The sequence below is a fragment of the Sporosarcina sp. QA0331 genome, assembly GCF_055808055.1.
The window spans coordinates 3,965,634-3,991,234 of sequence record NZ_CM147850.1 but is presented as its reverse complement, the minus strand read 5'-3'; the positions used below and the strand labels follow the sequence as shown (position 1 = coordinate 3,991,234).

The window sequence follows — 25,601 nt, the reverse complement described above, 5'->3', positions numbered from 1 at the left end:
AAAAACAGCCAAGAAGACACTTCTTCGGCTGTTTTTTATATTATTTCCCGTCCTGGTTTAAATAAATATAGTTTTGGCAACTCGGGATCGTCTTTTACAAGCCAATCATCCGGAAGTTTTTTCAATTCCTTATACATCGCAAAGTCCCCAGCAGCACCGCCGATCAGAAAAGCGGCCAAAGTCAGCCAGACTCCATTTCCAATTGCCAGTCCAATAATGGCAGGCACTAAACCAGTCGTCCAAAAAGGAAGCAATAACGCTTTCCGGATTGCCCGATTCGTCATCGGCACATCGGTCGTCGCATAAGCAATCCCAAGTTTAAGGTTCACACCAACAATCATCTTCTTCCAAGGTACCTTACCGAAAACCCTGAAACCAAGAAGATGAAAAAGCTCATGTAGAACAATCAGAATCACATAACCGACCACAAAATATATAACACTCCAAATTGTAATCGAGTAAGAAAATCCATCCTCAATAACTGTCTTTAAAAATAACAATCCAATAAGTGGAAGAAAAGTAAGCCACAAACCTCTCTTAGCCACCTTAGGCAAATCAATCTCAATGATCTTATCCGGTTCGGTATTATTCATCAGATCACCCCTCATTATAATTATACACAATTTATTTAGCTTTACTTACCATTTAATAAGCTGCAGAGGCTTGGAGTGGAAGCGCGAGACTCCTACGAAAGCCGTTACGAAGAACAGCTTTTGCGAGCAGGATGCCTTAATTTCTGCAAAGAACGCAGAAATACGGCAAATCGAACTCTTCGTGGTTCGATCGACTGAGGCGACGCCCACGGAAAGCGAGCACTGGAACGGAAAGCAACTGCCCATATCTTATTCATATTTAATAGTTGATTGTCCGAAGACATCATGTTAAAATATGATGATGTGAGTAATAAAAATTACTTACTCCTTGCCCGCCGTAACAAGTGGGCCAAAGTCCATAAGGAGGTGACTAAAGATGAGAAAGTACGAAATCATGTACATCATCCGTCCAACAGTAGAAGATGAGGCGAAAAAAGCATTGATCACTCGTTTCGATGACATCCTTACTTCTAACGGAGCGGAAATCATCGAGTCGAAAGAGTGGGGCAAGCGTCGTCTTGCATACGAAATCGACGACTTGCGTGAAGGCTACTACCAATTGGTGACAGCTAACGCAGGCATTGAAGCAATCGATGAATTTACACGTCTTGCGAACATCAATGAAGATATCATTCGTCATATGGCTGTTCGTCTGGACAACTAATCCATATAAGAACGAAATGCAGTACCTTGTTAAAAGGTGGAACTTAAAAATGATGAGGGAGGTTGCAATCTGATGATTAACCGTGTCGTTTTAGTTGGCCGATTGACAAAAGATCCCGAGCTCAAGTACACACAGAGCGGAATCGCGGTAACGCGCTTTACGCTAGCGGTGAATCGGACATTCTCAAGCCAATCGGGAGAGCGTGAAGCTGATTTCATCAACTGTGTCACTTGGAGGAAACAGGCGGAAAACACTGCGAACTTTTTACGCAAAGGAAGTCTTGCTGGTATCGAAGGTCGTATCCAAACGAGCAGCTTCGATGGACAAGACGGCAAACGTGTCTTCATGACAGAAGTCGTAGCGGACAGCGTGCAGTTCCTTGAGCCACGCAGTGCAAATGCTGAGAGATCTGGAGCTGCTTATGGTGGAGCACCACAGAACGAACAACCTTATTATCAGAATCAGCAGCCGAACCAGCAATATCAACAACCAGCTCAACAAAATTATACACGCACTGACAATGATCCATTCTCGATGGGCAGCGGTCCGATTGAAGTGTCGGATGACGACTTGCCGTTCTGATGAATGATTGCCAGTGACGTAGTCAAATAAGGAGGGAAAGCGATATGGCACCACGCCGTGGAGGTCGCAGACGTCGTAAAGTCTGCTATTTTACTTCGAATAACATTACACATATCGATTACAAAGATACTGATCTACTTAAGAAATTCGTTTCTGAACGTGGAAAAATCTTGCCTCGCCGTGTAACTGGTACAAGCGCAAAATATCAACGTAAATTGACGTCTGCTATTAAACGTGCTCGTATTATGGCACTTCTTCCGTTCGTTTCGGAAGAAAGATAATTATACTTTTTAAAACCGCCTTGTGATACCGGCATTTCCGGTCCCAAGGCGGTTTTTTTATTGGGCAATTTATGCGTTTCCTGGGAAATATACATTTAATCCAAAGTCAGGGATCCGTCCTGTCCTTTGGTTAATCGGTAACAATCATGATACAATTATAAGGACTCATTTCATATGAGGAGATAGACAATACTAAGTCCATTGACTGGACGGAGGAACTGAATGATGCAGGACCAATCTCGAAAAATAACATACGGTGCGATGATGCTCGCATTGTTCACGATTCTTCTGGCGGGGGCTCTTTACATCCCTCTCCTCGGAAGCATCATACTGATTTTCATCCCGTTGCCGATCATCCTTTATCGGCTTCGCTATGATAGGCGCTCGACAATTTTCGTTGCACTTGTAGGTAGTATTTTGTCCCTCATCGTCGGGGGCATTTTATTAGTGCCTTTTGCCGTGGTATTCGCATTGCTAGGCTTTCTAATCGCGGAGTCGGTGCTTTTAGGAAAATCAAAGCTTTACACGTTCATGGCAACAGGACTCTTTTTCATCGTGGCAGGCGCATTGGTTTATCTTATAGTTGCACTTGTTTTCAACATTAATGCTATCGATAGTCTGATGGCTATGCTAAAAGAGATGGAAACGCAATTTAAGGCGTCTATCGCAAGCTTAGGTGTATTGCCGGAAAACTATGAAGAAATAGTGGGCGAAGCATTCACGATGTATCGATCTGCTATTCCAGCCATGTTCATTCTGTCCGTGTATATGTTTGCGTTCATCATGGTCATTCCAAATTTCGAAGTGCTACGGAGACTTGGCCATCCAGTACCTAGGTTTTCGCCATTTAGGGAAATGAAATTGCCCGTCATTACCATTTTCATCTATGGGCTCATTATTCTGCTCCCTTATATAATGGATTTGAAACCGGAATCCTCGGCTTTTTTGCTATATGTCAATGCGACGATCATATTACGTTTCCTTTTGCTATTACAAGGATTGGCATTAGTTCAATATTTCATGTACAAAATGAAACTGCCGACAGTTGCCACGGTGTTCGCTACGATTTTTGCATTGCTTTTCAGTCCAATAACCACACTTCTTGGCATACTTGATATAGGCGTGAATATCCGTGCTTGGATCGGAAAAGACAACTTGAAGTAAGGGGATGAGACAATGAAGTCATTTTATAGAAGAAGAGTTATCCGATATCCACTGACTGTCATATCTCTCCTTGGATTGATAGCGGCCGTCCTTTTGTTACTTTCAAACTTCTGGGGGGGCCTTTTATTTACGATTCCTTTCACGATAGCAGTAGGTATCGCCTGGAAGCTTGAAGAGCAGACATACGTGGAAATAGAGAAGCATATCGAATCTCTCTCCTACCGGCTGAAAAAGGTCGGGGAAGAGGCATTGCTCGAATTGCCGATCGCCATTATCCTTTTTAATGAAAAACAGATCATTGAATGGGCAAATCCCTATGCTGTCAATATCTTTGATAAAGAGACGTTGATTGGAGAGGAATTGTTCCAGCTATCTGATACATTTCAAAACGTTCTTAAAAATGATGAGCAAAAGACGACTTTGAAATTCGGTGGTTCCACTTATCAAGTTATTTACAGAGCTGAGGAAAAACTGATTTATTTATTCGATGTCACTGAAAAAGTGGAAATCGAATCTCTCTATTACCAAGATCGTACCGTACTCGGAGTTATGCTCATCGACAATTATGATGAGCTAGCCCAGACGATGGATGACCAAACTCGGAGTAATCTTAACTCACTTGTCACGTCACTTGTGAATCAGTGGGCGATGGATAACGGTATATTTGTGAAAAGGATTGCATCTGATCGTTTCTTGGCAGTTTTCAATGAAGCGATCCTTTCCAATTTGGAAACGGCGAAATTTACGATATTGGATGATATACGAGAAAAGACCGCTAAGCAGAATGCAAGTTTGACACTTAGCATAGGCGTCGGCACCGGCTCTGCCTCACTGACAGAGCTTGGAGAGCTGGCGCAATCGAGTTTGGATCTCGTACTTGGACGCGGAGGCGATCAGGTCGCCATTAAGCACAAAGACGGCAAACTTAAATTTTTCGGTGGCAAGACAAATCCGGTGGAAAAGAGGACCCGTGTACGTGCTAGGGTCATTTCGCATGCATTAAGAGACTTGATTCAAGGCAGTGACAAAGTTCTTATTATGGGCCATAAGATGCCAGATATGGACGCGATCGGCGCTTCTATTGGAGTACGGAAGATGGCAAGGATGAACAATTTGGAAGGTCATGTCGTCCTCAATTTTGATGAATTGGATGCAAGTGTGACTCGCCTGATGGAAGAAATCAAAAAGGATGAAGAGCTCTTTTCCCAATTTGTCGATCCAGAAACAGCATTATCGATGTTGACCGAAAAATCGCTTCTTGTTATTGTCGATACGCATAAGCCGAGCATGGTCATTGACGAGCGGTTGATCGAAAAGGCCGAAAAGGTTGTCGTGATCGACCATCATAGACGTGGTGAGGAATTCATTAATAATACGATGCTCGTTTATATGGAACCGTACGCATCCTCTACAGCTGAGCTTGTAACAGAGCTTGTGGAATACCAGCCGAAGCATGAAAAACTGACGATGCTCGAATCAACTGCGCTGCTCGCAGGAATTGTCGTCGATACGAAAAGCTTTACTTTGCGAACAGGATCGAGAACATTCGAGGCGGCGTCCTATTTACGGACAAATGGCGCAGACACAGTATTAGTGCAGCGGCTGCTGAAGGAAGATATCGACACATACATCCAGCGGTCGAAATTGATTGAAACGGTCGAGCTTACTTCTTCCGGCATCGCGATTGCGAAAGGGGAAGAAGGCGTCATCTATAGCTCGGTACTGATCGCGCAGACGGCGGACATCCTTCTGACGATGCAAGGGGTCATCGCCTCGTTTGTCATTGCTTCTAGAACGGATGGGAAAATCGGCATTAGTGCAAGATCTCTTGGAGAGCTGAATGTGCAGCTCGTCATGGAGGAGCTTGGCGGCGGGGGGCATTTGACGAATGCTGCTTGCCAGCTTGAAGTGGAAACGATAGAGGAAGCGGTTCATTTATTGAAATCCGCTATAGAAGATAAATTGGAAAGGGGAAATTGATGATGAAAGTTATTTTCTTGAAAGACGTAAAAGGTAAAGGGAAAAAAGGCGAAGTGAAGGAAGTTTCTGTAGGCTATGCGCAAAACTTCTTGTTGAAAAACAAACTAGCTGTTGAAGCGACACCTGCAAACTTGAGCCAGCTCGAAGGTCAGAAAAAGCGTGCCGAAAAAGATGCGGCGGAAGAATTGGCGGAAGCAAAAAAACTAAAAGAGATTATTGATGAGAAAACGGTGGAAATGAAAGCGAAATCGGGTGAAGGCGGACGTCTCTTCGGATCGATTACGACTAAGCAAATTGCCGATGCTCTTGACAAAACTCATAAAATCAAAGTGGATCGCCGTAAGATGGAACTGCCTGATGCAATACGGGCGCTCGGATATACAAATGTGCCGATCAAACTGCACCCGGAAGTTACAGCTACGCTTAAAGTCCATGTAACTGAAGAATGATAGGGAGCGATAAAGATGGACCAGATGTATGATCGCGTCCCCCCGCATAATAACGAAGCCGAACAATCAGTCATTGGAGCGATTTTCTTACAGCCTGAAGCATTAATCACTGCTTCAGAGATTCTTCGTCCCGAAGACTTTTACAGAACAGCTCATGAAAAAATATTCGACACAATGCAGATCCTGAGCGATAGGGGACAACCGATTGACGTCGTTACGGTAACAGAAGAGCTTTCCGCGAAGAAGGAATTGGAAGACGTCGGTGGTATTTCATATTTGACCGAAGTTGCAAATGCTGTCCCGACAGCAGCGAATATCGAGTATTATGCCAAGATAGTCGAAGAGAAGTCGCTTCTGAGACGACTCATCCGCGTAGCAACCAATATTGTCGAAGAAGGTTTTACGAAAGAGGATGAAGTCGAAGCGGTCCTTTCCGAAGCAGAAAAAAGGATCATGGAAGTATCCAGTAGGAAAAATGCCGGTGATTTCAAGCACATTAAAGATGTACTTGTGGAAACATACGACAATATCGAGATTCTCCATACGAGAAAAGGAGAAGTGACAGGTATTCCAACTGGATTCCGTGACCTCGACAAAATTACGGCTGGATTTCAGCGAAATGACCTCATTATTGTAGCGGCCCGTCCTTCCGTTGGTAAAACGGCGTTCGCCCTGAACGTGGCGCAAAACGTTGCGACGAAGGCGGGAGAAAACGTCGCGATTTTCAGTTTGGAGATGGGTGCGGAACAACTCGTCATGCGTATGCTTTGCGCGGAAGGGAATATCGATGCTCAAGTCATGCGGACAGGGAATTTGGAAGCGGAAGATTGGCGGAAACTGACGATGGCGATGGGCAGCCTATCAAATGCCGGTATCTTCATTGACGACTCTCCCGGCATCCGGATTAACGAAATTCGTTCGAAATGCCGCCGTCTCCAACAGGAGCATGGTCTGGGCATGATTATGATCGATTATTTGCAGCTCATCATGGGAAGCGGCCGTTCTGGTGAGAACCGCCAACAGGAAGTATCCGAAATCTCTCGTTCTTTAAAAGCGCTGGCGCGTGAATTGAAAATTCCAGTCATCGCGCTTTCCCAGCTTTCCCGTGGCGTAGAACAACGTCAGGACAAGCGGCCGATGATGTCCGACTTGAGGGAATCGGGAAGTATCGAGCAAGATGCGGATATCGTCTCTTTCCTTTATCGGGAAGATTACTATGATAAAGAAACAGAGAACCAAAATATGATTGAGATTATTATAGCAAAGCAGCGGAACGGCCCAACTGGCACAGTCACTTTAGCTTTTGCGAAGGAATTCAATAAGTTCCTCAACATCGACTGGAGCCAACACGAAGCTCCGTCCTATCAATAATAGATAATAGAAAAACCTTGATCCACCTAATAATAGGTGGATCAAGGTTTTTGTCATATATAGGACTATTATCGCGAAGTAACAGCTACTTATTTATTACTAACAATTGGAAAGAAATAAGGAATAATTGGTTGCAATACTACAAGTTCATTACAAATGCTTGTAAATTCACAAGCTACTTAGCAGATATGATAAATTGAAGAAGCGTGAAAATCTTTCAGTATGATAGGCTTCTTGTAGCAGTTGCCAGTCGGAAGGAGTACTAAACGATGTTTTTCAAGAAACAAAGCATAAATGAACAAAAGAATAGAAGTAACCTATATAAAAAAGTCCAAAAGGTAGGCATCATTACGATGCTGCTTGCCGGATCAGGCATCAGTTCTGGTTTTGCCCAAGCAAAAGAAGACAACTCGACAATCCATACCGTATACCATGTTTACTCGGACAGCAATTATGTGGGAATGGTATCCGATGAGAAAAAGATTGAACAGCTCAAACAAGAGGAATTGGATAAAGCGGCCTCCGAATATGAAGGTCTCCCATTGACAATCGGAACTGAATTGTCCGTCGTTCCGGAAAAAGTATTTTCGGTCGGAACAGACGATGAACAGATCCTCGGAAAACTTCAGGACATGCTTACCGTGGAGGCGGAAGCGATCGGTGTCCAAATTGATGAAGAGACAGCATTCTTCGTCAAAGACATGGCCGATTATGAAGAAGTGATCCAAGAACTGACTTTGCAAACAGTCACCGAAGAGGAGCTTGCAGATTTCGAAGCCCGCCAACAATCTACTGAACCTTTACCACCATTAAAGGAAAATGAAACAAGACTCGCGAACATACAATTCAGTGCTAATATACAGGCGACTGAAGGACAAACGGCACCTGAAGAAGTACGAAGCGTAGAAGAAGCGATGACATTGTTGAATAAAGGCACATTGGAAGAGAAGAAATATGCGATTCAAGAAGGCGATGTATTAGGAAAAATCGCCAGTGCGCACAATATGTCGACAGCAAAACTGATGGAAATCAATCCGGGGATTACAGAAGATACAGTTCTTCAAATTGGCCAAGAGCTTAACGTGACGGCTCTCGAACCTTACATAGAAGTGGAAGCACACTATGAATCTAAAGAGATTGCCCCGATTCAGTACAAGAAACTTACTGAAAAAGACGAATCGGAATTTAAAGGTGAAAAAAGAATTAAGCAAAAAGGAACGGATGGCAAGATGTCGGTCACGCATTTGATCCGTAAAAAGAACGGGAAAGTTGTTGGAAAATCCGTTGCGGAGGAACATGTACTGGAAGAACCTGTCCATGAAGTAACAGTCGTCGGTACAAAGGTAATTCCTTCACGTGGAACAGGAAACTTCAAATGGCCGGCTGACGGTGGATATGTCTCAAGCCAAATGGGGAAACGATGGGGCAGGGTGCACCAAGGCATTGACATCGCTCGTCCATCATCACGTTCAATTTTCGCTTCCGATAATGGAGTCGTGACGGACGTCGGTTATCATGGTACATACGGAAACCGTATTATCATTACGCATAACAATGGTTATAAGACGTTGTACGCCCATCTGTCGTCCATCGAAGTTGAAGTGGGACAAACAGTACCTCAAGGCTCTAAAATCGGTGTCATGGGATCTACAGGACGTTCAACAGGCATGCATTTGCATTTTGAAGTGTTCAAGAACGGTTCCAATATCAATCCGTTGAGTGTGTTAAGATAAAGAGTAAGGAATGGAGACGCTACAGTATTCTGTTGCCGTCTCTTTTTCTAATTTTGTACAGGCTATAGCGGAAGGTTTATTGCGGAAGAAATAGAATATATAATGAATGCCGTACAATTGAACGATGAAAGTTGCTGCAAGTTATGCAAGAAGATGAACCTATATGATAATAAGTAGGCGCCACAGTGGCGGGAAAGGGAATGAATCATGCAAAATAAAACGATTTTAGTCGTAGATGATGAAAAACCGATAGCAGATATATTGGAGTTTAATTTGAAGAAGGAAGGCTTTATCGTCCATTGCGCTTATGATGGCGAAGAAGCTCTCGAGAAAGTGGAAGAAGTACAGCCGGATATTATGTTGCTCGATATTATGCTTCCGAAACGCGATGGCATGGAAGTATGTAGAGAAGTCAGGAAGAAGTATGATTTCCCGATCATCATGTTGACAGCGAAGGACTCTGAAATTGATAAAGTGCTAGGGCTGGAACTTGGTGCAGATGATTATGTGACGAAGCCATTCGGCACACGTGAATTGATTGCTCGCGTGAAGGCAAACTTACGCAGGCACTCCAAAACATTGTCCGATGAGCAGGAAGATGCGACGAATGAAATTACGGTCGGGGTGCTCGTCATTCAGCCAGATGCTTATTTGGTCCAAAAACGCGGAGAGTCGATTGAACTTACGCACCGTGAGTTTGAATTGCTGCATTATTTAGCGAAGCACATCGGACAAGTCATGACGAGGGAGCATTTATTGCAGACCGTATGGGGTTATGATTATTTCGGAGATGTGCGGACAGTGGACGTCACAATACGCCGTCTACGCGAAAAAATTGAGGACACTCCAAGTCACCCGACGTGGATTGTGACAAGACGTGGAGTCGGTTACTATTTGCGTGATCCGGAACAGGAGTAAGGAAAATGCAGAAAGTCGGATTTTTTCGATCCATCCACGTAAAATTCGTTCTTATCTATATTATGCTCATCCTTGTAGCGATGCAGATCATCGGTCTTTATTTCGCAAGGGAGCTAGAAGAAACGTTAAAGACAAACTTTACGAATTCGGTTAGGGACAGGATGAATCTAGTGGAATTCAGTGTTCGCGAAGAAATGATAAAAGACCGGTCTCCGGACGATCCGACGCCCGAACAGAGCTTGCGGACTGTCCTTTCCGGCTTTACGTCGGAAGATATTAATGAAATACGAGTCATTGATTCAAAATATCGCATTTTGGCCACTTCCGAATTGGGCAATCAATCATTGGTCGGCCAGCGATCGATGGAAGACAGTGTAAGGCGATCTATCTCATCCGAAACATTCTATGAGAATATCAACTATGACCCGGCAAAACGTGAACGCGTCATGGTTCGTGTGACGCCGATCATGGATAATAATATGGAAGTTGTCGGTGCGTTATACGTAACGGCCAATATTGAAAAAGTGTACAAGCAGATCAATGAAATTAATCAAATACTCGCGGGTGGGGTAGCGGTATCCCTTACATTCACACTTATCATCGGCATCTTCATCGCTCGGACATTCACACGGCCGATTTCAGATATGAGACGCCAGGCGCAAGCGATGGCGCAAGGAAACTTTTCAAGGAAGGTCCATGTATATGGGGATGATGAAATGGGGCAGCTTGCCATCGCCTTCAACCATTTGACGAATCAGCTTCAAGAGTCGCAGTCAACGACGGAAAGTGAGCAAAGAAAGCTCGCCTCGGTCTTGGAGAATATGACGGATGGCGTCATTTCAACGGATCGTAAAGGCAGGGTGAGCCTCATTAACGACTCTGCACTCATGATGCTGCGGATGACGCGTGATCTTGTATTGAACCGTCCTATTGCAAGTATTTTAGGATTGGAGCAAGAGTATACGTTTGAAGACCTGATTCAAGTGAAGGATTCGATTGCGCTCGATTTTAGTACGGAGAAAGAGCCTTACATCCTACGGGCAACCTTTTCGGTGACGCAGCGTGAGACGGGATTCGTGAACGGGCTCATTGTCGTCCTTCATGACAATACTGAACAGGAAAAGATCGATATGGAGCGAAGAGAATTTGTTTCAAACGTCTCTCATGAGCTCCGTACACCGCTCACGACGATGCGCAGTTATTTAGATGCATTGGCAGAAGGTGCTTGGAAGAATGAAGAAATTGCTCCTTCCTTCCTCCGCGTGACGCAAACGGAGACGGAGCGAATGATCCGGCTTGTCAATGACCTGTTGAAGCTTTCCAGAATGGATAGCAAAGAGTATGAGCTGAACACTGAATGGGTGGAATTCAATCATTTCTTCAACTCGATTATTGAGAGATTCGAGTTTTCGAAGTCACAGAACGTGCATTTCAAACGTTTGTTGCCTTCAGTGGATCTTTTCGTTGAAATTGATACCGATAAAATGACACAGGTGATTGATAATATCATCTCGAATGCACTTAAATATTCCCCGGATGGCGGGGACGTCCGCTTCGGGGTAACGACATCCGGAACATATATTAAAGTGATGATTTCTGACGACGGCATGGGAATTCCGAAAGCGAACGTGAATCGTATTTTTGACAGGTTCTACAGGGCAGACCGTGCGCGTTCAAGGGCGATGGGGGGAACGGGTCTCGGACTCGCCATCGCAAAAGAAATGATCATTGCGCATGGTGGAGAAATATGGGCAGAAAGTGAAGAAGGGAAAGGAACGACAATTTTCTTTACACTGCCTTTTGAACAACAAGAGGAAGGTGAATGGGATTGAAGTATATCGAGCCGATTAAATCGATCATCTTACTATTGCTCGTCCTATTGAGCGTCACATTCACCTTTTCCATTTGGACGTATTCTCCTCAGTTGGCAACGATTGAACAATCGCCGACAGTCGATATTTCAATCGACTCTCGGAAGCAAGTAGAGGACATTATCAAACCTTATAAATTTCTTATCAAACATGATGAAGCACTGAAGGGAACGACTTACCAAAAGTTCATCAATAATGTGTTGAAGGAAATGAAAACTTGGAAAGTGTCTCAAATGGTATATGAACCAACTGAGATGAATAAGGCGCAGATGAAATCGTTTTTTGAACAATCAAACCAGTTCACTTTGTATTTCCAAGGATTAGTACCATTGTCTGTTTATGATGAGATTTTGCCAATCGTAGATGATAATCTCCGGGACTTCAGCTTTGACCGTCTTGTCGTCAAATGGAATCCGAAGGAAATAGCATTTGAAGCGCATTTCATCAATCGGGCAACCGGAATTCGTTATCATGGAAAAATAACACCTGAATATACGATGAAATCATATCGTCAAATTGTGCTGGAAGGAGAAAAACTGCCTTCCTACACCGAAGTAAATGTCCAAGAGCCGGTCTATTTGGCGGTCCCTACTGAACCAATTAACATGATTCAAAGTACGTATTACCAAGAAGAAATAAGCCCAACACGTTTTCGGGATGCTTTATTCAATGACCCAAATGCAGTGCGACGCAGCCAAGTGGATGCGAAACATGAGGAATTCGGTGACGATCATGCGTTATTAGTTGTTAATACAGAATCGAAAATGTTGAATTTCGCTCATCCTGCGGCATTAAGCCGGAAGGAGGCAAATCCTGCTGACTTATTGAACGATGTCATCGACTCGATCAATGAGCATGGTGGGTGGACCGATTCGTTCAGGTATTCGTATATAAACTCTACTTCCCGTTATGTAAGATTCCAACTGTTCATTCATGGCTATCCGGTTTTGAGCGAGACGCCGGGCATGGCGCCAGGTATGACGGAAATTGCACAATATTACGGGGAAGATCGGGTTTTCCGTTATATCCGGCCGTACTATAAACTCGGTTTTTCGTTTGATGAAAAAACGATGGTGTTGCCTTCGGGTGTAGACATAGCAAACGAGCTGATGGAAATGGAGAATCTTGATTTTGGAACGGTTGAGGAAATTACAGCAGGATACATGATGAGACATGATGTGGAGAAACGGATTTTTGTAATGGAGCCTGCTTGGTTTTATCTAGCCAAAGGGAATTGGAATGCCTATACACCTGATCAAGGCGGGGGTGAACAAATTGGATTGGAGTAAGACGAAAACGATTTTCATCTTTGTCTTTTCGATTTTGAATATATTTCTTTATTTCTTGTATTTGGAACAGCATACCGAGGCGCAAAATGTACAGGTCGCGGGAAAAACGTCAATCGAAGATTTGATGAGGCAAGAAAATATTACGTATAATGTCCCAGAAGTCGTAAAAAATGACTTCTCCTACATTTCCGCTGACGTGAAAACCTTCTCGGAAGATGAATTGGAAGGATTAGAAGGTCAGTCTATCACAATTGTCGATCAAACTCACATCGAATCTGACATGAACGATCAAGCTCTAATCCGGAATGGTAAAGAGGAACCTTATTTTACGGAATTTCTGACGAAGTATGTTTGGAGCGGATCTGAATATGAACTATGGGAAATCGATGAGGAGGATCAAAAAGCCGTTTTCTTTCAAAAAGTGAGTGGTGAACCGATTTTCTATAGCCCGAATGCAACCTTGACGATTCATTGGAACGAGGACTATGAAGTAACCTATTATGAGCAGCGGATGTTAGAAAAATTTTCAAGTGATAACCGGAAAAAAGAAGTATTGACACAGGATGAAGCAGTTGCGTCGCTTGCCACCCGAGGTTATTTAAAGCAGGATTCGAAAGTGTTGAAAGTGATATCGGGATACTCGTCACTCGTTCAATTGACTGGAAAGCAAGTATTTGCTCCAACATGGAATATTCGTGTAGAATTAAAAGATGGTACCATCGAGGATCATTTCATCAATGCCATTGAAGGTAAAGTGATAGACTTCCAATTGGATAAAGCGGAAGTGGAAGACCTTGATGAGGTTGAGGATGAAAAAGAATAAGGAGTTTTTCATATGCGTTTCAGTGTGCTCGCCAGTGGCAGTACGGGCAATTCCATATATATAGAGACCGAAGAACATGCTTTTCTCGTCGATGCAGGGCTTAGTGCGAAAAGGATGGAGCAACAGCTAGAGAATATCGGCCGCTCTATGAATAATGTAGACGGTATCCTTGTAACTCATGAACATAGCGATCATATTAAAGGGATCGGTGTTCTGGCGCGACGACACAAAGTTCCGATTTATGCGAATGAAAAGACGTGGCTTGCAATGAATGGGCTTGTCGGCGAAATTCCGATGGAGCAGCGTTTTCACTTCAATATGGAAACGAATATGTCATTCGGCTCGCTTGATATTCAATCGTTCGCAGTTTCCCACGATGCTGCGGATCCGATGTTCTACGTTTTCCATGAAAAGGACCGGAAGCTAGCACTCATCACCGATACGGGGTATGTGAGCGACAGGATGAAAGGTCATATCCAAGGGTCAGATGCATTCGTATTTGAAAGCAATCATGACGTCGGTATGCTGCAAATGGGGCGTTATCCATGGTCCGTCAAACTCCGGATTCTGAGCGACGTTGGGCACGTCTCCAATGAAGATGCCGCAGTCGCAATGAGCGAAGTTGTAGCCCAAAAAGAAACAAGAATCTATTTATCGCATTTGAGCAAGGACAACAATATGAAAGATCTTGCAAGGATGAGCGTTTCGCAAACATTGGAAGCATGCGGAATCCGATCAGGGGAATTTGTACATTTGTATGATACTGATGCGGACAAACCGACAGAGCTTGTCACTGTCTAATAAACATCGAAAAGCTTTGCCTTCGGGTGAAGCTTTTTTTATTGGTCAATATCCTAAAGTTAAATAAAAACTTGATTTTAAACAATCGGATTGGGGTAAAGTGAGTGTAACTGTCTACAGAAAGGGAGAGGAGAATGGACGAGTTTAATCAAAAACCTGACAATGAAGAAGAAAGGCAGGATATCCAAGAACCTGAAAGACGTGAAGAGCCTCCAAGATATAGCGAAAGACCTTTGAAGCCGAAGCGTCGTGGCGGATTCCTGCCAGCTCTTTTCGGGGCACTGCTCGGTGGACTCATCGTCTGGTTGATAATGAATTCTACTTTCGATAAAGAAAAAGTGACACCGCAAGTCGGAAGCGAAACGACAGGTGAAAACAATCTGTCTAGTGAGCGGGTTTCCGTAGATATTAATACAGACGTCACTGACATTGTCTCCGAAGTCACGGATACTGTTGTTGGCATTACCAATTTGCAAACAGTGCGCGATTTTTGGTCTTCGACAGAAACGACTAGGGAGACAGGCAGTGGATCGGGTGTCATTTATAAGAAAGAAGGCGACAAAGCGTATATCGTTACAAACCATCACGTTGTCGAGAACGCCCAAGGACTTGAAATAACATTCGACGATGGAACAAAAGTGGACGGCAGACTTGTCGGTAGTGATATGTGGACGGATTTGGCCGTAGTGGAAATCGATGCGGCACCTGTAAAAACAGTGATTCCTTTCGGCGATTCTGATGCGTTGAAGCGGGGGGAAACTGTTCTTGCAATCGGTAACCCGCTCGGCCTCGGTTTTGCAGGTTCTGTCACGATGGGCATCGTATCCGGGAAGGATAGATCGATTCCAATCGATTTCGATGAGAACGGTACAGTCGATTGGCAAGCTGATGTTCTTCAGACCGATGCAGCCATAAACCCCGGAAACTCTGGGGGTGCTCTTATTAATATGGCAGGCCAACTGGTCGGCATCAATTCGATGAAAATCTCCGAAGCGACAGTGGAAGGAATTGGCCTCGCTATTCCAATCAACATCGCAGTACCAATTATTAAGGATCTAGAAATGACCGGAACGGTTCAGCGACCGACAATGGGTGTAAGTCTCCTCGATTTACGAGATGTTCCTTCAACCGAACAGCAAAGAGTGCTGAAATTGCCGAAGGACATAGCTAACGGCGTGATCGTCACTCAAGTATTCCGTAATACGCCAGCCGAGGCGGCGGGTGTTCAACAATATGACGTCATTGTAGAGATGGATGGAAAGAAAATCGAAGACATGGTCAGCTTGCGAAAACATTTATACAATGACAAAAAAGTAGGCGACATGATGAACATGAAAGTGTACCGGGATGGAAAACAGATTGAAATCGAAATGGAATTGAGGGACGGCAATACGTTCTAATGGCATAAAAGTGAGCGAGAAACCGAATAGAATGTTACACTTTTTACGAGGATGTAATATTTATTTATCCACAACAGGCAGCATAGCAGAACATCGGCTATACTGCCTGTTTTTCTGTAAAAGTTATGAGCATGTGGATAAGAAATCAAAATTGTTAATAACATTGTGTAAAAATTCAAGGAAGAAAGAAGTGTGGATAATGAAAATATATAGCTGTGAAACCCATATCAATCATGCGCTTGACGTGTTTGTTGCAAAAGAGGAGACATTCCCGATCATGGAAAAAATCGAAGATGAGAAAAAGTTATCCACAAAATGCGAGTACTGTGACACACCCGCATCTTATATTGTGGCGAACGAATAATCGGGCACAATATATAGGTTTCATTGTGGATATGTGAATAAGTTCTGTGTATAACATTTCAGCAAAGGTGGACAACCCTGTGAATATTACAATTGTGTCAGTTGGCAAACTAAAAGAAAAATATTTGAAAATGGGCATCGATGAGTATGCCAAACGACTCGGTGCCTATGCAAAAATCGATCTCGTCGAAGTGGCGGATGAAAAAGCACCCGAGTCATTGAGCGAAGCCGATATGGAAATCGTCAAAAAGAAAGAAGCAGACCGGATCCTCGCTAAAATCAGCCCGGATGCATACGTTATTGCACTGGCGATCGAGGGTAAGATGAAAACGAGCGAGGAATTGGCGGCAAGTATGGAGTCGTTAATGACGTACGGCAGGAGCAAAGTCGTCTTCGTCATCGGGGGATCTCTCGGATTACATAATGATGTATTGAAACGGGCTGATGAGCTGCTGTCGTTCTCTAAAATGACGTTTCCTCATCAGCTAATGAAATTAGTGTTGCTGGAGCAGGTGTATCGAGCGTTTCGGATTATTAAAGGTGAACCGTATCACAAGTAAATGCGGTTTTTTATAAGTGACTATTCACGGCAAAGGAGAATATGAATGATGCTTTTAGTAGAAGAAAAAATGATGTATTTGAGCTACTAGATTAAGGGAAATTAGTGAGGGCAGAAGCTGTATGTAAGAGCACAAGTAATAAAGAATAATTAATAAACCACTCAAAGCATTTTCATCAATAATGCTTTGAGTGGTTTTATTTTATCCTCTTTTGAACGAATATTATTCTATGGTCAGTTTTGTGCTCATTTCATCATTGAGCATTTGTATTTGTTATCGTTCAATTTCTACAATGATATCATCTAGTTGCATTGTTTCAACCGACTCATAAATGTTATCTAAGTTTTTAAAGTGGAATACTGGTGTGAAAATTAACGTTTTTGCATCAGGGTGCAGCTGGCCAAAAGTAATCATATAATTGATTACACCTAAAGTGCCTTGACCACCGTTAAATTTCGATTTATACGTATTTCCTAAGTCATCCTTCAACAGTAATTCTGAATAAATTACGTTATATTTATTATTTAGCATTTCATTGTGTATGCCTTCTTTGTAATTAACGATGGATGAGTATGGTGTATACGTAATTTTGCTGATTTCTACGTTTAGATCATTCTTTTCTGATTTAGGAACTTCAACTGTTTGAACAATTGTATCAGAGGCTTCTGCATAAATTTCGAAATCCCATTCGCCTTGAACGACATCACCGTTTTCAGGATTAGATAATTCACGGATATTGAATTGGAACGTACCTTCATCAATGGAATGTGATAAAGGTAAAATAGCGGTTGTCATACCTACATATTTATTGTGAGCAATTTTATAAATGTCATGCTCTGCATGGAACAAGGAGTTTTGCTGGCCATTTAATGTGAAGCTGCCATCGATTAAAGCGATTGGACCTAAATCTTTTTCTGTATCAATTGAGTAGCTAACGAAAAGCTTTTTACTGTCTAATAATGTTTCGGTAATTGTAATTGTCGTACCATTACTTTCAACCGTCATATTTTCAGCTTCTGCAAATCTGTCATAGCCAATTAATGTTGTGCCATATTCTTTTTCAGAGAACAGCTTAAAAATACTATTTATGAACGGAATTTCCTGTGCAAATGTTGTGTATGAAAGTCCCACCAATGAAGTGGCACCAATACCAATAGCTAGGCATGCAGCTGCAATTCCTTTCGTCCATTTTTGAGAGCTATTTTTTTTGATTTGTTTTCGCAAATCCTTTTTAAATTGTGCCTTTTCAAACTCTGATACTTCCACCTTGTCAAATTCATGGACATTTATATCAATTTCATTAAAATGATTAAATAGTTTCTTCAATTTGAAAACCTCCCAATGAATTTTTAAGCTTCTTTTTTCCGTGATAAAGTCGATTATAGACAGCAGATTTTGTCATTTGAAGCTGACGTGCGATTTCCTCTGTGTCAAAGTCTAGTAAGTATTTCATAATAAATATTTTTTGATCGACTGGTCTTAGTTTTGAGATAATGGCGTAAATATTTTGCTGCTCTTCGAGTAGCATATTTTTTTGGTATGTTAATTCGTCTGCTGTGAAGTCTAAATTAAGAGAAAGGCTCTCTTTTTTTCGCATTTCGATACGGATATAATTGACTGCCTTATATTTTGCAATGACACAAACCCATTTTTGAAAATCCGTAGACCCACCCGTAAACTTTCTGGCATTTTTCCAAATCGACAACAAAATTTCGTTACAGCATTCCTTAGACAGATCATTTTTATTAAATGGTCCTAATGTTTTTACGACCACCCCTTTAATAAGCGGTAAATAATGATCAATTACATAATCAAGAGCTTCTTCTTTGCCGGCTTGAAGAAGAGCTATAAAATTTTGCTCGTTAATTTTCATCAGAATCTCCTTTCCTTGGAACGATTGTGTAAAAGCTTTTACACTTTATATATCGTTTAGAAGCAGACAGTTTTCGCAAATAAAAAACTTTTTTAAAAATAGAAATCAATTACTTCATTCATTCTCGTTATGATGAAAATTCCCTTCATATTGTGCGACACAATTGTTGTTGTAATAGTTGGTTTAAATCCTAATGTAATCGAGTACCTCAAAAAGTAATTTAGATGAGTTGTAGCAGGGGCAGTTTGATGAATTTTTATGATGTATAAATAGTTGAGAAAACAAGATGTTTCTTTTGAAATGATCTTTATGCGTGTTGGCTAAATAACTGTGAATGGATATTTTCAGGAATATTCCAGTATAGAAAACCCGTCAAATTTTTCTTTTCAACTAGATGAAAGCTATATAGTTCAACATTAAGAGAGTTAAAAAATTGTAGAAGTATATGTGGAATATGTAGAATTAAGGATAAATAAAAACCGCATATAGAGATAGTGCGGAGAATCGTACCATAAGTAAATGGTATTTTTGCGTTAAATCAGATATGAATACAACACGAAAGCCGATTTTCTGAGCAAACAGAAAATCGGCTTTTATAAACTTAGGAAAAACACTAAGAAACTATTAAGAATTGGTGTGTGTGTTTGTTAAGATTTAATTAGTATCATACCCTTATACGAAATTTATAGGGGTGATCACATGAACTTAAAGAGATGGAGGAGCGTTGGTCGTTGAACATTTTGATTTGTGATGATGATAAAGAAATTGTAAGGGCGATTAGTATTTACTTGGAAAATGAGGGCTATCAAGTATTCAGAGCTTACAATGGGCTAGAGGCAATCGATCTTATTCGAGATAATGTTATTCACCTAATTATTATGGATATTATGATGCCAAAAATGGATGGAATTACCGCGACGATGAAGATTCGGCAAGATAATATGATTCCGTTAATTATGCTTTCTGCTAAGTCGGAGGATCATGACAAAATACTCGGATTAAATATCGGAGCAGATGATTATATGGCGAAGCCATTTAATCCGTTAGAACTTATGGCCAGAGTGAAATCGCAGCTGCGAAGGTATACGACATTTGGCAGTCTTGAGGTGAGTAGTCATGTATTTCAATCGGGTGGGCTCATGATTGATGATGAGCGGAAAGCCGTTACGGTTGATAAAGAAGAGGTCCATTTGACGCCCGTGCAGTATAAAATTGTAAAACTTCTCACAGCAAATGCCGGGAGAGTATTCACAATTGAAGAGATTTAAGAAAAGGTATGGAATGAAAGGGCCGTCAATCCAGAAAACACGGTTTCCGTTCATATTCGAAAAATTCGAGAGAAGATTGAAATTAACCCGAAAGAACCGAGGTATTTAAAAGTTGTATGGGGAGTTGGGTATAAAGTTGAAAAATATTAGTCATGCACGTATTACGAAAGTGTTTATGTTTCTCGTGGCAATCGCGTGCTTAACAGGTAGGCGCTAATTGACTCGGAATACAATAGGGTCCAACTTAGTGATGTAAATACGAATAATTATTTTGAAAGCCAATCGTTCGCCGAGGAAAATTACGGCTTGTTTCACATCTTAACAGAATTAATCGGAGCATATAAAAGTGAAGAATATATTTTAAGTGGTAAGTCACTGACGAAAGAAGATAGCCGAGTCATTGAAGACGAGTTATACGATGAATATTATTTTTCAAATGAATATGATCACGACCTGAAAGAATCGGATAATAAGCGCATTTTCAAAGAAGAATATGCGGATAAGATCAAGCGTAAAAAAGAAGAACGTATGCGGATGCAAGTAAAAGAATTTTATCAGTTAGTCGATACACTGAAAACTTATGAAGGCATCGTCTATTATGCGAGTGATGGCGAGCATGTATTTTCCAATAGTGATTTGAATAAGAAAGAGCAATTTGAATCCTATGACGCCTATATGCTGTATGGGGATTATCAACAAAAAATTTATCCTAATAAAGTGGAGGAGAGTCACTACTATAATTACTTTATGCATAAAGCTGACAAGTTGAATCCACAAACAGACGTCATGTATATAGCGTTTACAGACTCTTTTCTACAACAAAAAAAACAGGAATGGGAAAAAGATAAAGCAGAAGCTAAAAGGTTTCTGAATGAATCTATAGTATTTTTAGTAGGATTTATTGTATCTTTTATTTATTTAATGATTGTGATTGGAAGAACATCGTTTAAAGATAAGGACATTCATATTCATGTTATTGACAAACTCTATAATGACCTTAATGTGGCGATCGTTGTTTGTTTAATGTCGATGTGGTTCGTCATGATTGTGGAAGTGTTCCGTGATATCTACCTGCTTCTCACGGTACCTATTTTTATCGTTGCTTTACTTTTGATTTTATCGCTCGTCAAGCATATTAAAAATAAAACAATCCTTTCGCATACACTCATCTATCAAATTCTTAAAAAGGTATTTCTTGCGATAAAACATGTATTTGACAGCGGTAGCTTAGCCGTGAAAACTGTGCTACTTGTCATTGGTTATCCAATAATAGTTGCGGCAACGTTTTTTATATTTCCGATTACGATTGGTCTAGCTGCCTGGCTTGCGCTAAAAAAGGTGAAGTCGTTTAACCGCATTAAAGAAGGTGTAGAGCACATTAAAAATGGTGATCTTCAGCATCGAATTGAAATAGCCGGAAAAGGGGAGTTTAGCCAACTCGCGGGGAATATTAATCGTATTACCGAGGGGTTAAATAAATCAGTAGATAGTGAAATTAAGAGTGAGCGTTTAAAAACAGAGCTCATTACAAATGTTTCGCATGACATCAGAACGCCTTTAACGTCAATCATTACGTATGTCGATTTATTAAAAATAGAAAATGATCCTGAAAAAACTGCTGAGTATATAGAGGTGTTAGATCAAAAATCGAAAAGACTCAAGCATTTAACGGATGATTTATTTGAAGCGGCAAAAGCGTCAAGTGGAAGTATGCCTGTTCAGTTAGAACGGATTGACATCGTATCCTTACTAACGCAAGGAATCGGAGAAATGGATGAAAAAATTGAAGCGTCGGCATTAGATGTTAAGTTAGCCCATCCAACAGAAAAGGTGTATGTGAAGGCTGATGGTAAACTGTTATGGCGCTCCATCGAGAACTTATTTTCGAATATTTTTAAATACGCACTGCCTGCATCAAGGGTATATATAGATGTTGAAGATGTAGGGACTGAAATACTCGTGACATTTAAAAACATTTCAGCTTATGAATTAAATATTTCAGTCGATGAGCTAATGGAACGCTTTACACGAGGAGATGAATCTAGATCAAGTCAAGGTAGCGGATTAGGCTTGTCGATTGCTGAAAGCCTTATTCATATCCAGCATGGAAAATTTTCAGTTCAAGTGGATGGAGATTTATTTAAGGCAATGATTTATTTACCGAAACTTCTAAATGAGTAATAGATTAGATATGTGAGTGTCCTATTCCGCCGCCGACAATCGAACGGAACGAAAGAAACTCCGAAACCCACTACATTCTTGGGTTTTGGAGTTTCTTTTTATAGTTATTAAACCGAAATCTAACTTTTTCCTTACGACGGTAAATCAAATTAACTCAGTTAATGAAACCTATCCAAATGGAATAGTGGGTTTTCGTCGTTATTTAACATTGCATCTGATTAGAAAGATAATCTAAATGCAATACTATGGATGTTAAACATTTAAATGGAGATATTGAATACAAAGATGAACGATTGGGCAGGTTTTCCTTTGTCAATTTTTTTCATAGCTTTATAATGATAAAAGATGGATTTTAGTTAGTTTTTTCTCTTAAGGCGTTTTTATCTATCGGTTTAAGAGAAAGCTTGAAGTATAGAAGGCGGGCGGAATTTAAATGAAAAAAATTGGATTTGATTTGGAGAAGTATTTGCAAGAACAATCTGCCTACATCCTAGAACGGGTGCAGCAGTATGATAAACTTTACTTGGAATTTGGCGGAAAATTGATAGGCGACAAACATGCCAAGCGTGTCTTGCCTGGATTTGATGAAGATGCCAAAATCAAATTATTGAATACGCTGAAAGAAAATGCGGAAATCATCATCTGTGTGTATGCTGGAGACATTGAACGGAACAAGGTCCGTGAAGATTACGGTATCACTTATGACCAAGATGTCTTGCGCTTAATCGATGAATATCGGGCATATGACATTTCTGTCAACAGTGTCTTGCTCACTCGTTATCAAGGACAGCCAACAGCCAAAGTATTTATGACCAAGCTTGAGAGAAACGGAATTAGCGTCTATACCCACAGTGAAATCAAAGGTTATCCCACAAATGTGGACGCGGTCATTGGTGAGGAGGGATTTGCGATGAATCCCTATATTAAAACGACAAAGCCAATCGTGGTAGTAACGGCCCCCGGTCCGGCCAGCGGAAAGCTTGCAACCTGCCTTAACCAAATGTACCATGAGAATAAACTGGGAAATAAAGTCGGCTATGCAAAGTTTGAGACTTTTCCGGTTTGGAACTTGCCGTTAAAACACCCGGTAAACATCGCTTATGAAGCGGCTACCGTCGATTTGAAAGACGTGAATATGATTGACAATTATCACTATGAAGCATACGGGAAAGTAGCGATCAATTACAATCGTGACATTGAGACGTTTCCTGTCATCAAACGGATTATTGAAAGGATTACTGGTAAAGAGTCTGTTTATCTCTCACCGACTGATATGGGTGTTAATCGTCTGAAATCGGGTATCACCGACGATATGGTCGTACAGGAAGCTGCCAAGCAGGAAATCATTCGGCGCAGTTTCGTCGTAGAGAACGACTATAAAAAAGGGCTTGCCGATGAAGATAGTGTACGCCACATGCAAGTGATGCTGGAAGAGACGGACTTAAAGAAAGAGGATCGGGCACCTGTATTGCCGGCCCGTAATTATGCGAAAGCAATCCAAGAGAGAAATGACAGCACGAATTTACAAGCCGTAATTGCAATAGAACTGCCAAATGGCGAGATGATCACCGGTCGAACGACAACTTTGATGGATGCTTCGGCTGCCGCGATTCTGAATGGGTTGAAGAAATTGGCCAATATTGCCGATGAAATTGATTTGTTGTCACCGATGATTTTGCAGACGATTCAACGGTTGAAAACCGATGATTTGAACAGCCGAGTCCCGACACTAAGCGCCAATGAAGTGTTGATTGCACTGGCAATCAGTGCGGTCACCAACCCTACTTCTGAGCTGGCTTATAAGCAACTGCCAAATTTAAAAGACACACAAGCCCATTCTACGGTTATATTGAATAGGGAAAACGAACAGACCTTTAAGAAGCTTGGAATCGACATTACCAATGATCCAGTATATCCGACTGAGAACCTGTATTACAATTAGGTTTTGGAAAACGATTGCCTTTTCTTCTTATATGGTAGTCTAAGGAAGATGTTTACTAAAAAGGTGTAGTCTTCTTCTAATTAGAAGACTACACCTTTTTGGATTAATGGATTAACTGCCGGAAAGTCTGTTGGAACCTATTAGCATAGTCATTATTAAAATTGAAACAACACTACATTCAAGGGTTTTTGGAGTTTCTATTTTTGAGTCAAACCTGCACAGGGATGGTCTTCATTTCATAGATTTTTTGGAGCGTAAGGACATGATTTATCTTCTCGTCATCGTCCTCTTCGTAGAGATACGATTCTACAAGCCTGTACCCGAATATGAGAAGGATCATCTCGTAGACGCAATGATCAGCGATATCGGATACATCCGCAAACTCCGAAAAGCCTTTATAATACGCCGGGACGCATCGCTGGTAGTATTCGACCATATGATTAATATCGCTTTCATCCGCAATTAGGCTTGCGAGATCCTCTCCTAGGTAACCCCATCCGGATGTGTCCCAATCGATGAGCGCGATTTTCCCGTCGGCATAGATCAAGTTGGTCACCCAGAAGTCTCGGTGGCATAGCACGAGGGGCAATTTTTCAATGCGGGCGAGTATCTCGTCTGCATGCGTATCGATGTCGATGAGCATTTGCCGAACGTGCTGAGGCAATTCGCAGTCTTCCGAGCGTATATAATTATAGACGACCGGCCATGATCGGTAATGCAAATACGTATTCTTCATGAAATCTGCATGGCTCAGGTTGTTCAGGCTTTGCAGCACAGCAGGCTGCTCCTTATACAGTTTGCCTTGATAGCGTCCTAACTCCAGCGCGGCCTGTTCATACATGTCACCGGTCAAGTCTAAACCGGTTACACCGTCGATATATTCAAGCCACAGCTGGAATTCATTTTCTTCGGCATTGATCTCGGCGTATAAACAAGCCGGCCAACGGAAGGTATCCGAGAATGTCGCTCCCAAGTCAGACGCATAAAGATCATATTCCCGTCGCCATGAACCTGGATCTCCGTAACGCTCCCATTTCTTCTGAATTTTCAGCACGATACGGTACGGCAATTTTTCATTATCTGCGGTTTCGGCGCTCCCTGTTACTAGGTAGACATTTCCCACAGTTCCGCCCTGTAACTGCGTAGTTTGGCAGTCGGCCGAGATGATATCCGTCTTAAATTGTCGGCTTAAGGCATAGATCAGAGAATCAAATTTCATATTCATTTTTTGTTAGCTCCTTTAATGTTGTTTTTTGGACGCAAAAATGCCACGGACAAGCAGCCTCTAAAGAAGCTACTGTCGCGTGGCATCAGGACGAAAAAAGATACGATCTTCATCGTATCCCGCAAACAGCAATATTCACGAAAGGTTACTTTGAATGGCATACCAAATAATACGGGCGTTTCCCGCTTTTTTCTCGTATGCCTACTATTCAATTTTAAGACCAAACCACCATATAAGTAGTTGCCATTAAAATACATCTCCCTTCGTGTC

The 25,601-nt window shown here is 41.7% G+C and carries 22 protein-coding genes and 1 pseudogene; 19 read left to right on the top strand and 4 right to left on the bottom strand.

The window, feature by feature from the left end; translation table 11 throughout:
• Positions 1-35: 35 nt before the first annotated feature.
• Positions 36-593: a DUF3267 domain-containing protein gene (locus AC0L13_RS20295; protein ID WP_473642529.1), complete on the bottom strand. Its 558-nt coding sequence runs from the start codon at positions 591-593 to the stop codon at positions 36-38.
• A gap of 376 nt (positions 594-969) precedes the next feature.
• Between AC0L13_RS20295 and rpsF the strand changes: the two genes are divergently transcribed.
• From rpsF to rlmH, 16 genes are all read left to right on the top strand, one after another.
• Positions 970-1,257, top strand: a complete 288-nt coding sequence (gene rpsF, locus AC0L13_RS20290; RefSeq protein ID WP_060204565.1) for a 30S ribosomal protein S6 — start codon at positions 970-972, stop codon at positions 1,255-1,257.
• A 72-nt stretch (positions 1,258-1,329) separates the two neighbouring features.
• Positions 1,330-1,839, top strand: a complete 510-nt coding sequence (gene ssb, locus AC0L13_RS20285; protein ID WP_473642528.1) for a single-stranded DNA-binding protein — start codon at positions 1,330-1,332, stop codon at positions 1,837-1,839.
• A gap of 44 nt (positions 1,840-1,883) precedes the next feature.
• Positions 1,884-2,120, top strand: coding sequence for a 30S ribosomal protein S18 (gene rpsR, locus AC0L13_RS20280; RefSeq protein ID WP_060204561.1), 237 nt, complete (start codon positions 1,884-1,886; stop codon positions 2,118-2,120).
• Between the two features lie 222 nt (positions 2,121-2,342).
• Positions 2,343-3,284 carry a YybS family protein gene (locus AC0L13_RS20275; RefSeq protein ID WP_473642527.1) on the top strand — a complete coding sequence of 314 codons (942 nt, stop codon included), beginning with the start codon at positions 2,343-2,345 and terminating at the stop codon, positions 3,282-3,284.
• Between the two features lie 12 nt (positions 3,285-3,296).
• Positions 3,297-5,264 (top strand): DHH family phosphoesterase, encoded by a 1,968-nt coding sequence (locus AC0L13_RS20270; protein WP_473642526.1) that lies wholly within the window; start codon positions 3,297-3,299, stop codon positions 5,262-5,264.
• Positions 5,265-5,266: 2 nt separating this feature from the next.
• Positions 5,267-5,713 carry a 50S ribosomal protein L9 gene (gene rplI, locus AC0L13_RS20265; RefSeq protein WP_473642525.1) on the top strand — a complete coding sequence of 149 codons (447 nt, stop codon included), beginning with the start codon at positions 5,267-5,269 and terminating at the stop codon, positions 5,711-5,713.
• A 15-nt stretch (positions 5,714-5,728) separates the two neighbouring features.
• On the top strand, positions 5,729-7,084 hold the full coding sequence (gene dnaB, locus AC0L13_RS20260) for a replicative DNA helicase (RefSeq protein WP_440498615.1): 1,356 nt from the start codon (positions 5,729-5,731) through the stop codon (positions 7,082-7,084).
• 269 nt (positions 7,085-7,353) lie between these two features.
• A complete protein-coding gene (locus AC0L13_RS20255) occupies positions 7,354-8,817 on the top strand; it encodes a peptidoglycan DD-metalloendopeptidase family protein (protein WP_473642524.1) in 1,464 nt (487 codons plus the stop codon).
• A gap of 207 nt (positions 8,818-9,024) precedes the next feature.
• The gene (gene yycF / locus AC0L13_RS20250) at positions 9,025-9,735 is read left to right on the top strand and encodes a response regulator YycF (protein ID WP_440498617.1); all 711 of its coding nucleotides are present in this window, start codon (positions 9,025-9,027) and stop codon (positions 9,733-9,735) included.
• 5 nt (positions 9,736-9,740) lie between these two features.
• Positions 9,741-11,567, top strand: coding sequence for a cell wall metabolism sensor histidine kinase WalK (gene walK, locus AC0L13_RS20245; RefSeq protein ID WP_473642523.1), 1,827 nt, complete (start codon positions 9,741-9,743; stop codon positions 11,565-11,567).
• A complete protein-coding gene (locus AC0L13_RS20240; protein ID WP_473642522.1) occupies positions 11,558-12,895 on the top strand; it encodes a YycH family regulatory protein in 1,338 nt (445 codons plus the stop codon). Before walK ends, AC0L13_RS20240 begins: the two co-directional genes overlap by 10 nt.
• Positions 12,882-13,718 (top strand): two-component system regulatory protein YycI, encoded by an 837-nt coding sequence (locus tag AC0L13_RS20235; RefSeq protein WP_473642521.1) that lies wholly within the window; start codon positions 12,882-12,884, stop codon positions 13,716-13,718. Before AC0L13_RS20240 ends, AC0L13_RS20235 begins: the two co-directional genes overlap by 14 nt.
• 12 nt (positions 13,719-13,730) lie before the next feature.
• Positions 13,731-14,519, top strand: coding sequence for an MBL fold metallo-hydrolase (locus tag AC0L13_RS20230; protein ID WP_473642520.1), 789 nt, complete (start codon positions 13,731-13,733; stop codon positions 14,517-14,519).
• A gap of 134 nt (positions 14,520-14,653) precedes the next feature.
• A complete protein-coding gene (locus AC0L13_RS20225; RefSeq protein ID WP_473642519.1) occupies positions 14,654-15,919 on the top strand; it encodes a S1C family serine protease in 1,266 nt (421 codons plus the stop codon).
• A gap of 199 nt (positions 15,920-16,118) precedes the next feature.
• The gene (locus AC0L13_RS20220; protein WP_473642518.1) at positions 16,119-16,283 is read left to right on the top strand and encodes a CxxH/CxxC protein; all 165 of its coding nucleotides are present in this window, start codon (positions 16,119-16,121) and stop codon (positions 16,281-16,283) included.
• Positions 16,284-16,362: 79 nt separating this feature from the next.
• A complete protein-coding gene (rlmH, locus tag AC0L13_RS20215) occupies positions 16,363-16,842 on the top strand; it encodes a 23S rRNA (pseudouridine(1915)-N(3))-methyltransferase RlmH (protein ID WP_473642517.1) in 480 nt (159 codons plus the stop codon).
• A 273-nt stretch (positions 16,843-17,115) separates the two neighbouring features.
• On the opposite strand, the gene AC0L13_RS20210 is transcribed toward rlmH, so the two are convergent.
• Together AC0L13_RS20210 and AC0L13_RS20205 are read right to left on the bottom strand one after the other, a co-directional pair.
• Positions 17,116-18,168, bottom strand: coding sequence for a DUF4179 domain-containing protein (locus tag AC0L13_RS20210; RefSeq protein ID WP_473642516.1), 1,053 nt, complete (start codon positions 18,166-18,168; stop codon positions 17,116-17,118).
• The gene (locus tag AC0L13_RS20205) at positions 18,152-18,715 is read right to left on the bottom strand and encodes a sigma-70 family RNA polymerase sigma factor (protein WP_473642515.1); all 564 of its coding nucleotides are present in this window, start codon (positions 18,713-18,715) and stop codon (positions 18,152-18,154) included. The genes AC0L13_RS20210 and AC0L13_RS20205 overlap by 17 nt, the downstream gene beginning before the upstream one ends.
• Before the next feature lie 713 nt (positions 18,716-19,428).
• On the opposite strand from AC0L13_RS20205, the pseudogene AC0L13_RS20200 reads away from it, so the two are divergent.
• The 3 genes and pseudogenes from AC0L13_RS20200 to AC0L13_RS20190 all read left to right on the top strand — a co-directional run bounded on the left by AC0L13_RS20200 (position 19,429) and on the right by AC0L13_RS20190 (position 24,106).
• Positions 19,429-20,133: pseudogene (locus tag AC0L13_RS20200) on the top strand (response regulator transcription factor).
• 156 nt (positions 20,134-20,289) lie between these two features.
• Positions 20,290-22,164, top strand: a complete 1,875-nt coding sequence (locus AC0L13_RS20195) for a HAMP domain-containing sensor histidine kinase (RefSeq protein ID WP_473642514.1) — start codon at positions 20,290-20,292, stop codon at positions 22,162-22,164.
• Between the two features lie 433 nt (positions 22,165-22,597).
• Positions 22,598-24,106, top strand: coding sequence for a DUF1846 domain-containing protein (locus AC0L13_RS20190; RefSeq protein ID WP_473642513.1), 1,509 nt, complete (start codon positions 22,598-22,600; stop codon positions 24,104-24,106).
• A gap of 208 nt (positions 24,107-24,314) precedes the next feature.
• On the opposite strand, the gene AC0L13_RS20185 is transcribed toward AC0L13_RS20190, so the two are convergent.
• Positions 24,315-25,331: a phosphotransferase gene (locus AC0L13_RS20185; RefSeq protein ID WP_473642512.1), complete on the bottom strand. Its 1,017-nt coding sequence runs from the start codon at positions 25,329-25,331 to the stop codon at positions 24,315-24,317.
• Positions 25,332-25,601 lie beyond the last annotated feature (270 nt).

What these genes read in the sequence shown, in the direction of transcription:
- AC0L13_RS20295 (WP_473642529.1), bottom strand. Translation starts at nt 593, where the DNA reads ATGAATAATACCGAACCGGATAAGATCATTGAGATTGATTTGCCTAAG.
- rpsF (WP_060204565.1), top strand. Translation starts at nt 970, where the DNA reads ATGAGAAAGTACGAAATCATGTACATCATCCGTCCAACAGTAGAAGAT.
- ssb (WP_473642528.1), top strand. Translation starts at nt 1,330, where the DNA reads ATGATTAACCGTGTCGTTTTAGTTGGCCGATTGACAAAAGATCCCGAG.
- rpsR (WP_060204561.1), top strand. Translation starts at nt 1,884, where the DNA reads ATGGCACCACGCCGTGGAGGTCGCAGACGTCGTAAAGTCTGCTATTTT.
- AC0L13_RS20275 (WP_473642527.1), top strand. Translation starts at nt 2,343, where the DNA reads ATGATGCAGGACCAATCTCGAAAAATAACATACGGTGCGATGATGCTC.
- AC0L13_RS20270 (WP_473642526.1), top strand. Translation starts at nt 3,297, where the DNA reads ATGAAGTCATTTTATAGAAGAAGAGTTATCCGATATCCACTGACTGTC.
- rplI (WP_473642525.1), top strand. Translation starts at nt 5,267, where the DNA reads ATGAAAGTTATTTTCTTGAAAGACGTAAAAGGTAAAGGGAAAAAAGGC.
- dnaB (WP_440498615.1), top strand. Translation starts at nt 5,729, where the DNA reads ATGGACCAGATGTATGATCGCGTCCCCCCGCATAATAACGAAGCCGAA.
- AC0L13_RS20255 (WP_473642524.1), top strand. Translation starts at nt 7,354, where the DNA reads ATGTTTTTCAAGAAACAAAGCATAAATGAACAAAAGAATAGAAGTAAC.
- yycF (WP_440498617.1), top strand. Translation starts at nt 9,025, where the DNA reads ATGCAAAATAAAACGATTTTAGTCGTAGATGATGAAAAACCGATAGCA.
- walK (WP_473642523.1), top strand. Translation starts at nt 9,741, where the DNA reads ATGCAGAAAGTCGGATTTTTTCGATCCATCCACGTAAAATTCGTTCTT.
- AC0L13_RS20240 (WP_473642522.1), top strand. Translation starts at nt 11,558, where the DNA reads ATGGGATTGAAGTATATCGAGCCGATTAAATCGATCATCTTACTATTG.
- AC0L13_RS20230 (WP_473642520.1), top strand. Translation starts at nt 13,731, where the DNA reads ATGCGTTTCAGTGTGCTCGCCAGTGGCAGTACGGGCAATTCCATATAT.
- AC0L13_RS20225 (WP_473642519.1), top strand. Translation starts at nt 14,654, where the DNA reads ATGGACGAGTTTAATCAAAAACCTGACAATGAAGAAGAAAGGCAGGAT.
- AC0L13_RS20220 (WP_473642518.1), top strand. Translation starts at nt 16,119, where the DNA reads ATGAAAATATATAGCTGTGAAACCCATATCAATCATGCGCTTGACGTG.
- AC0L13_RS20205 (WP_473642515.1), bottom strand. Translation starts at nt 18,715, where the DNA reads ATGAAAATTAACGAGCAAAATTTTATAGCTCTTCTTCAAGCCGGCAAA.
- AC0L13_RS20190 (WP_473642513.1), top strand. Translation starts at nt 22,598, where the DNA reads ATGAAAAAAATTGGATTTGATTTGGAGAAGTATTTGCAAGAACAATCT.
- AC0L13_RS20185 (WP_473642512.1), bottom strand. Translation starts at nt 25,331, where the DNA reads ATGAATATGAAATTTGATTCTCTGATCTATGCCTTAAGCCGACAATTT.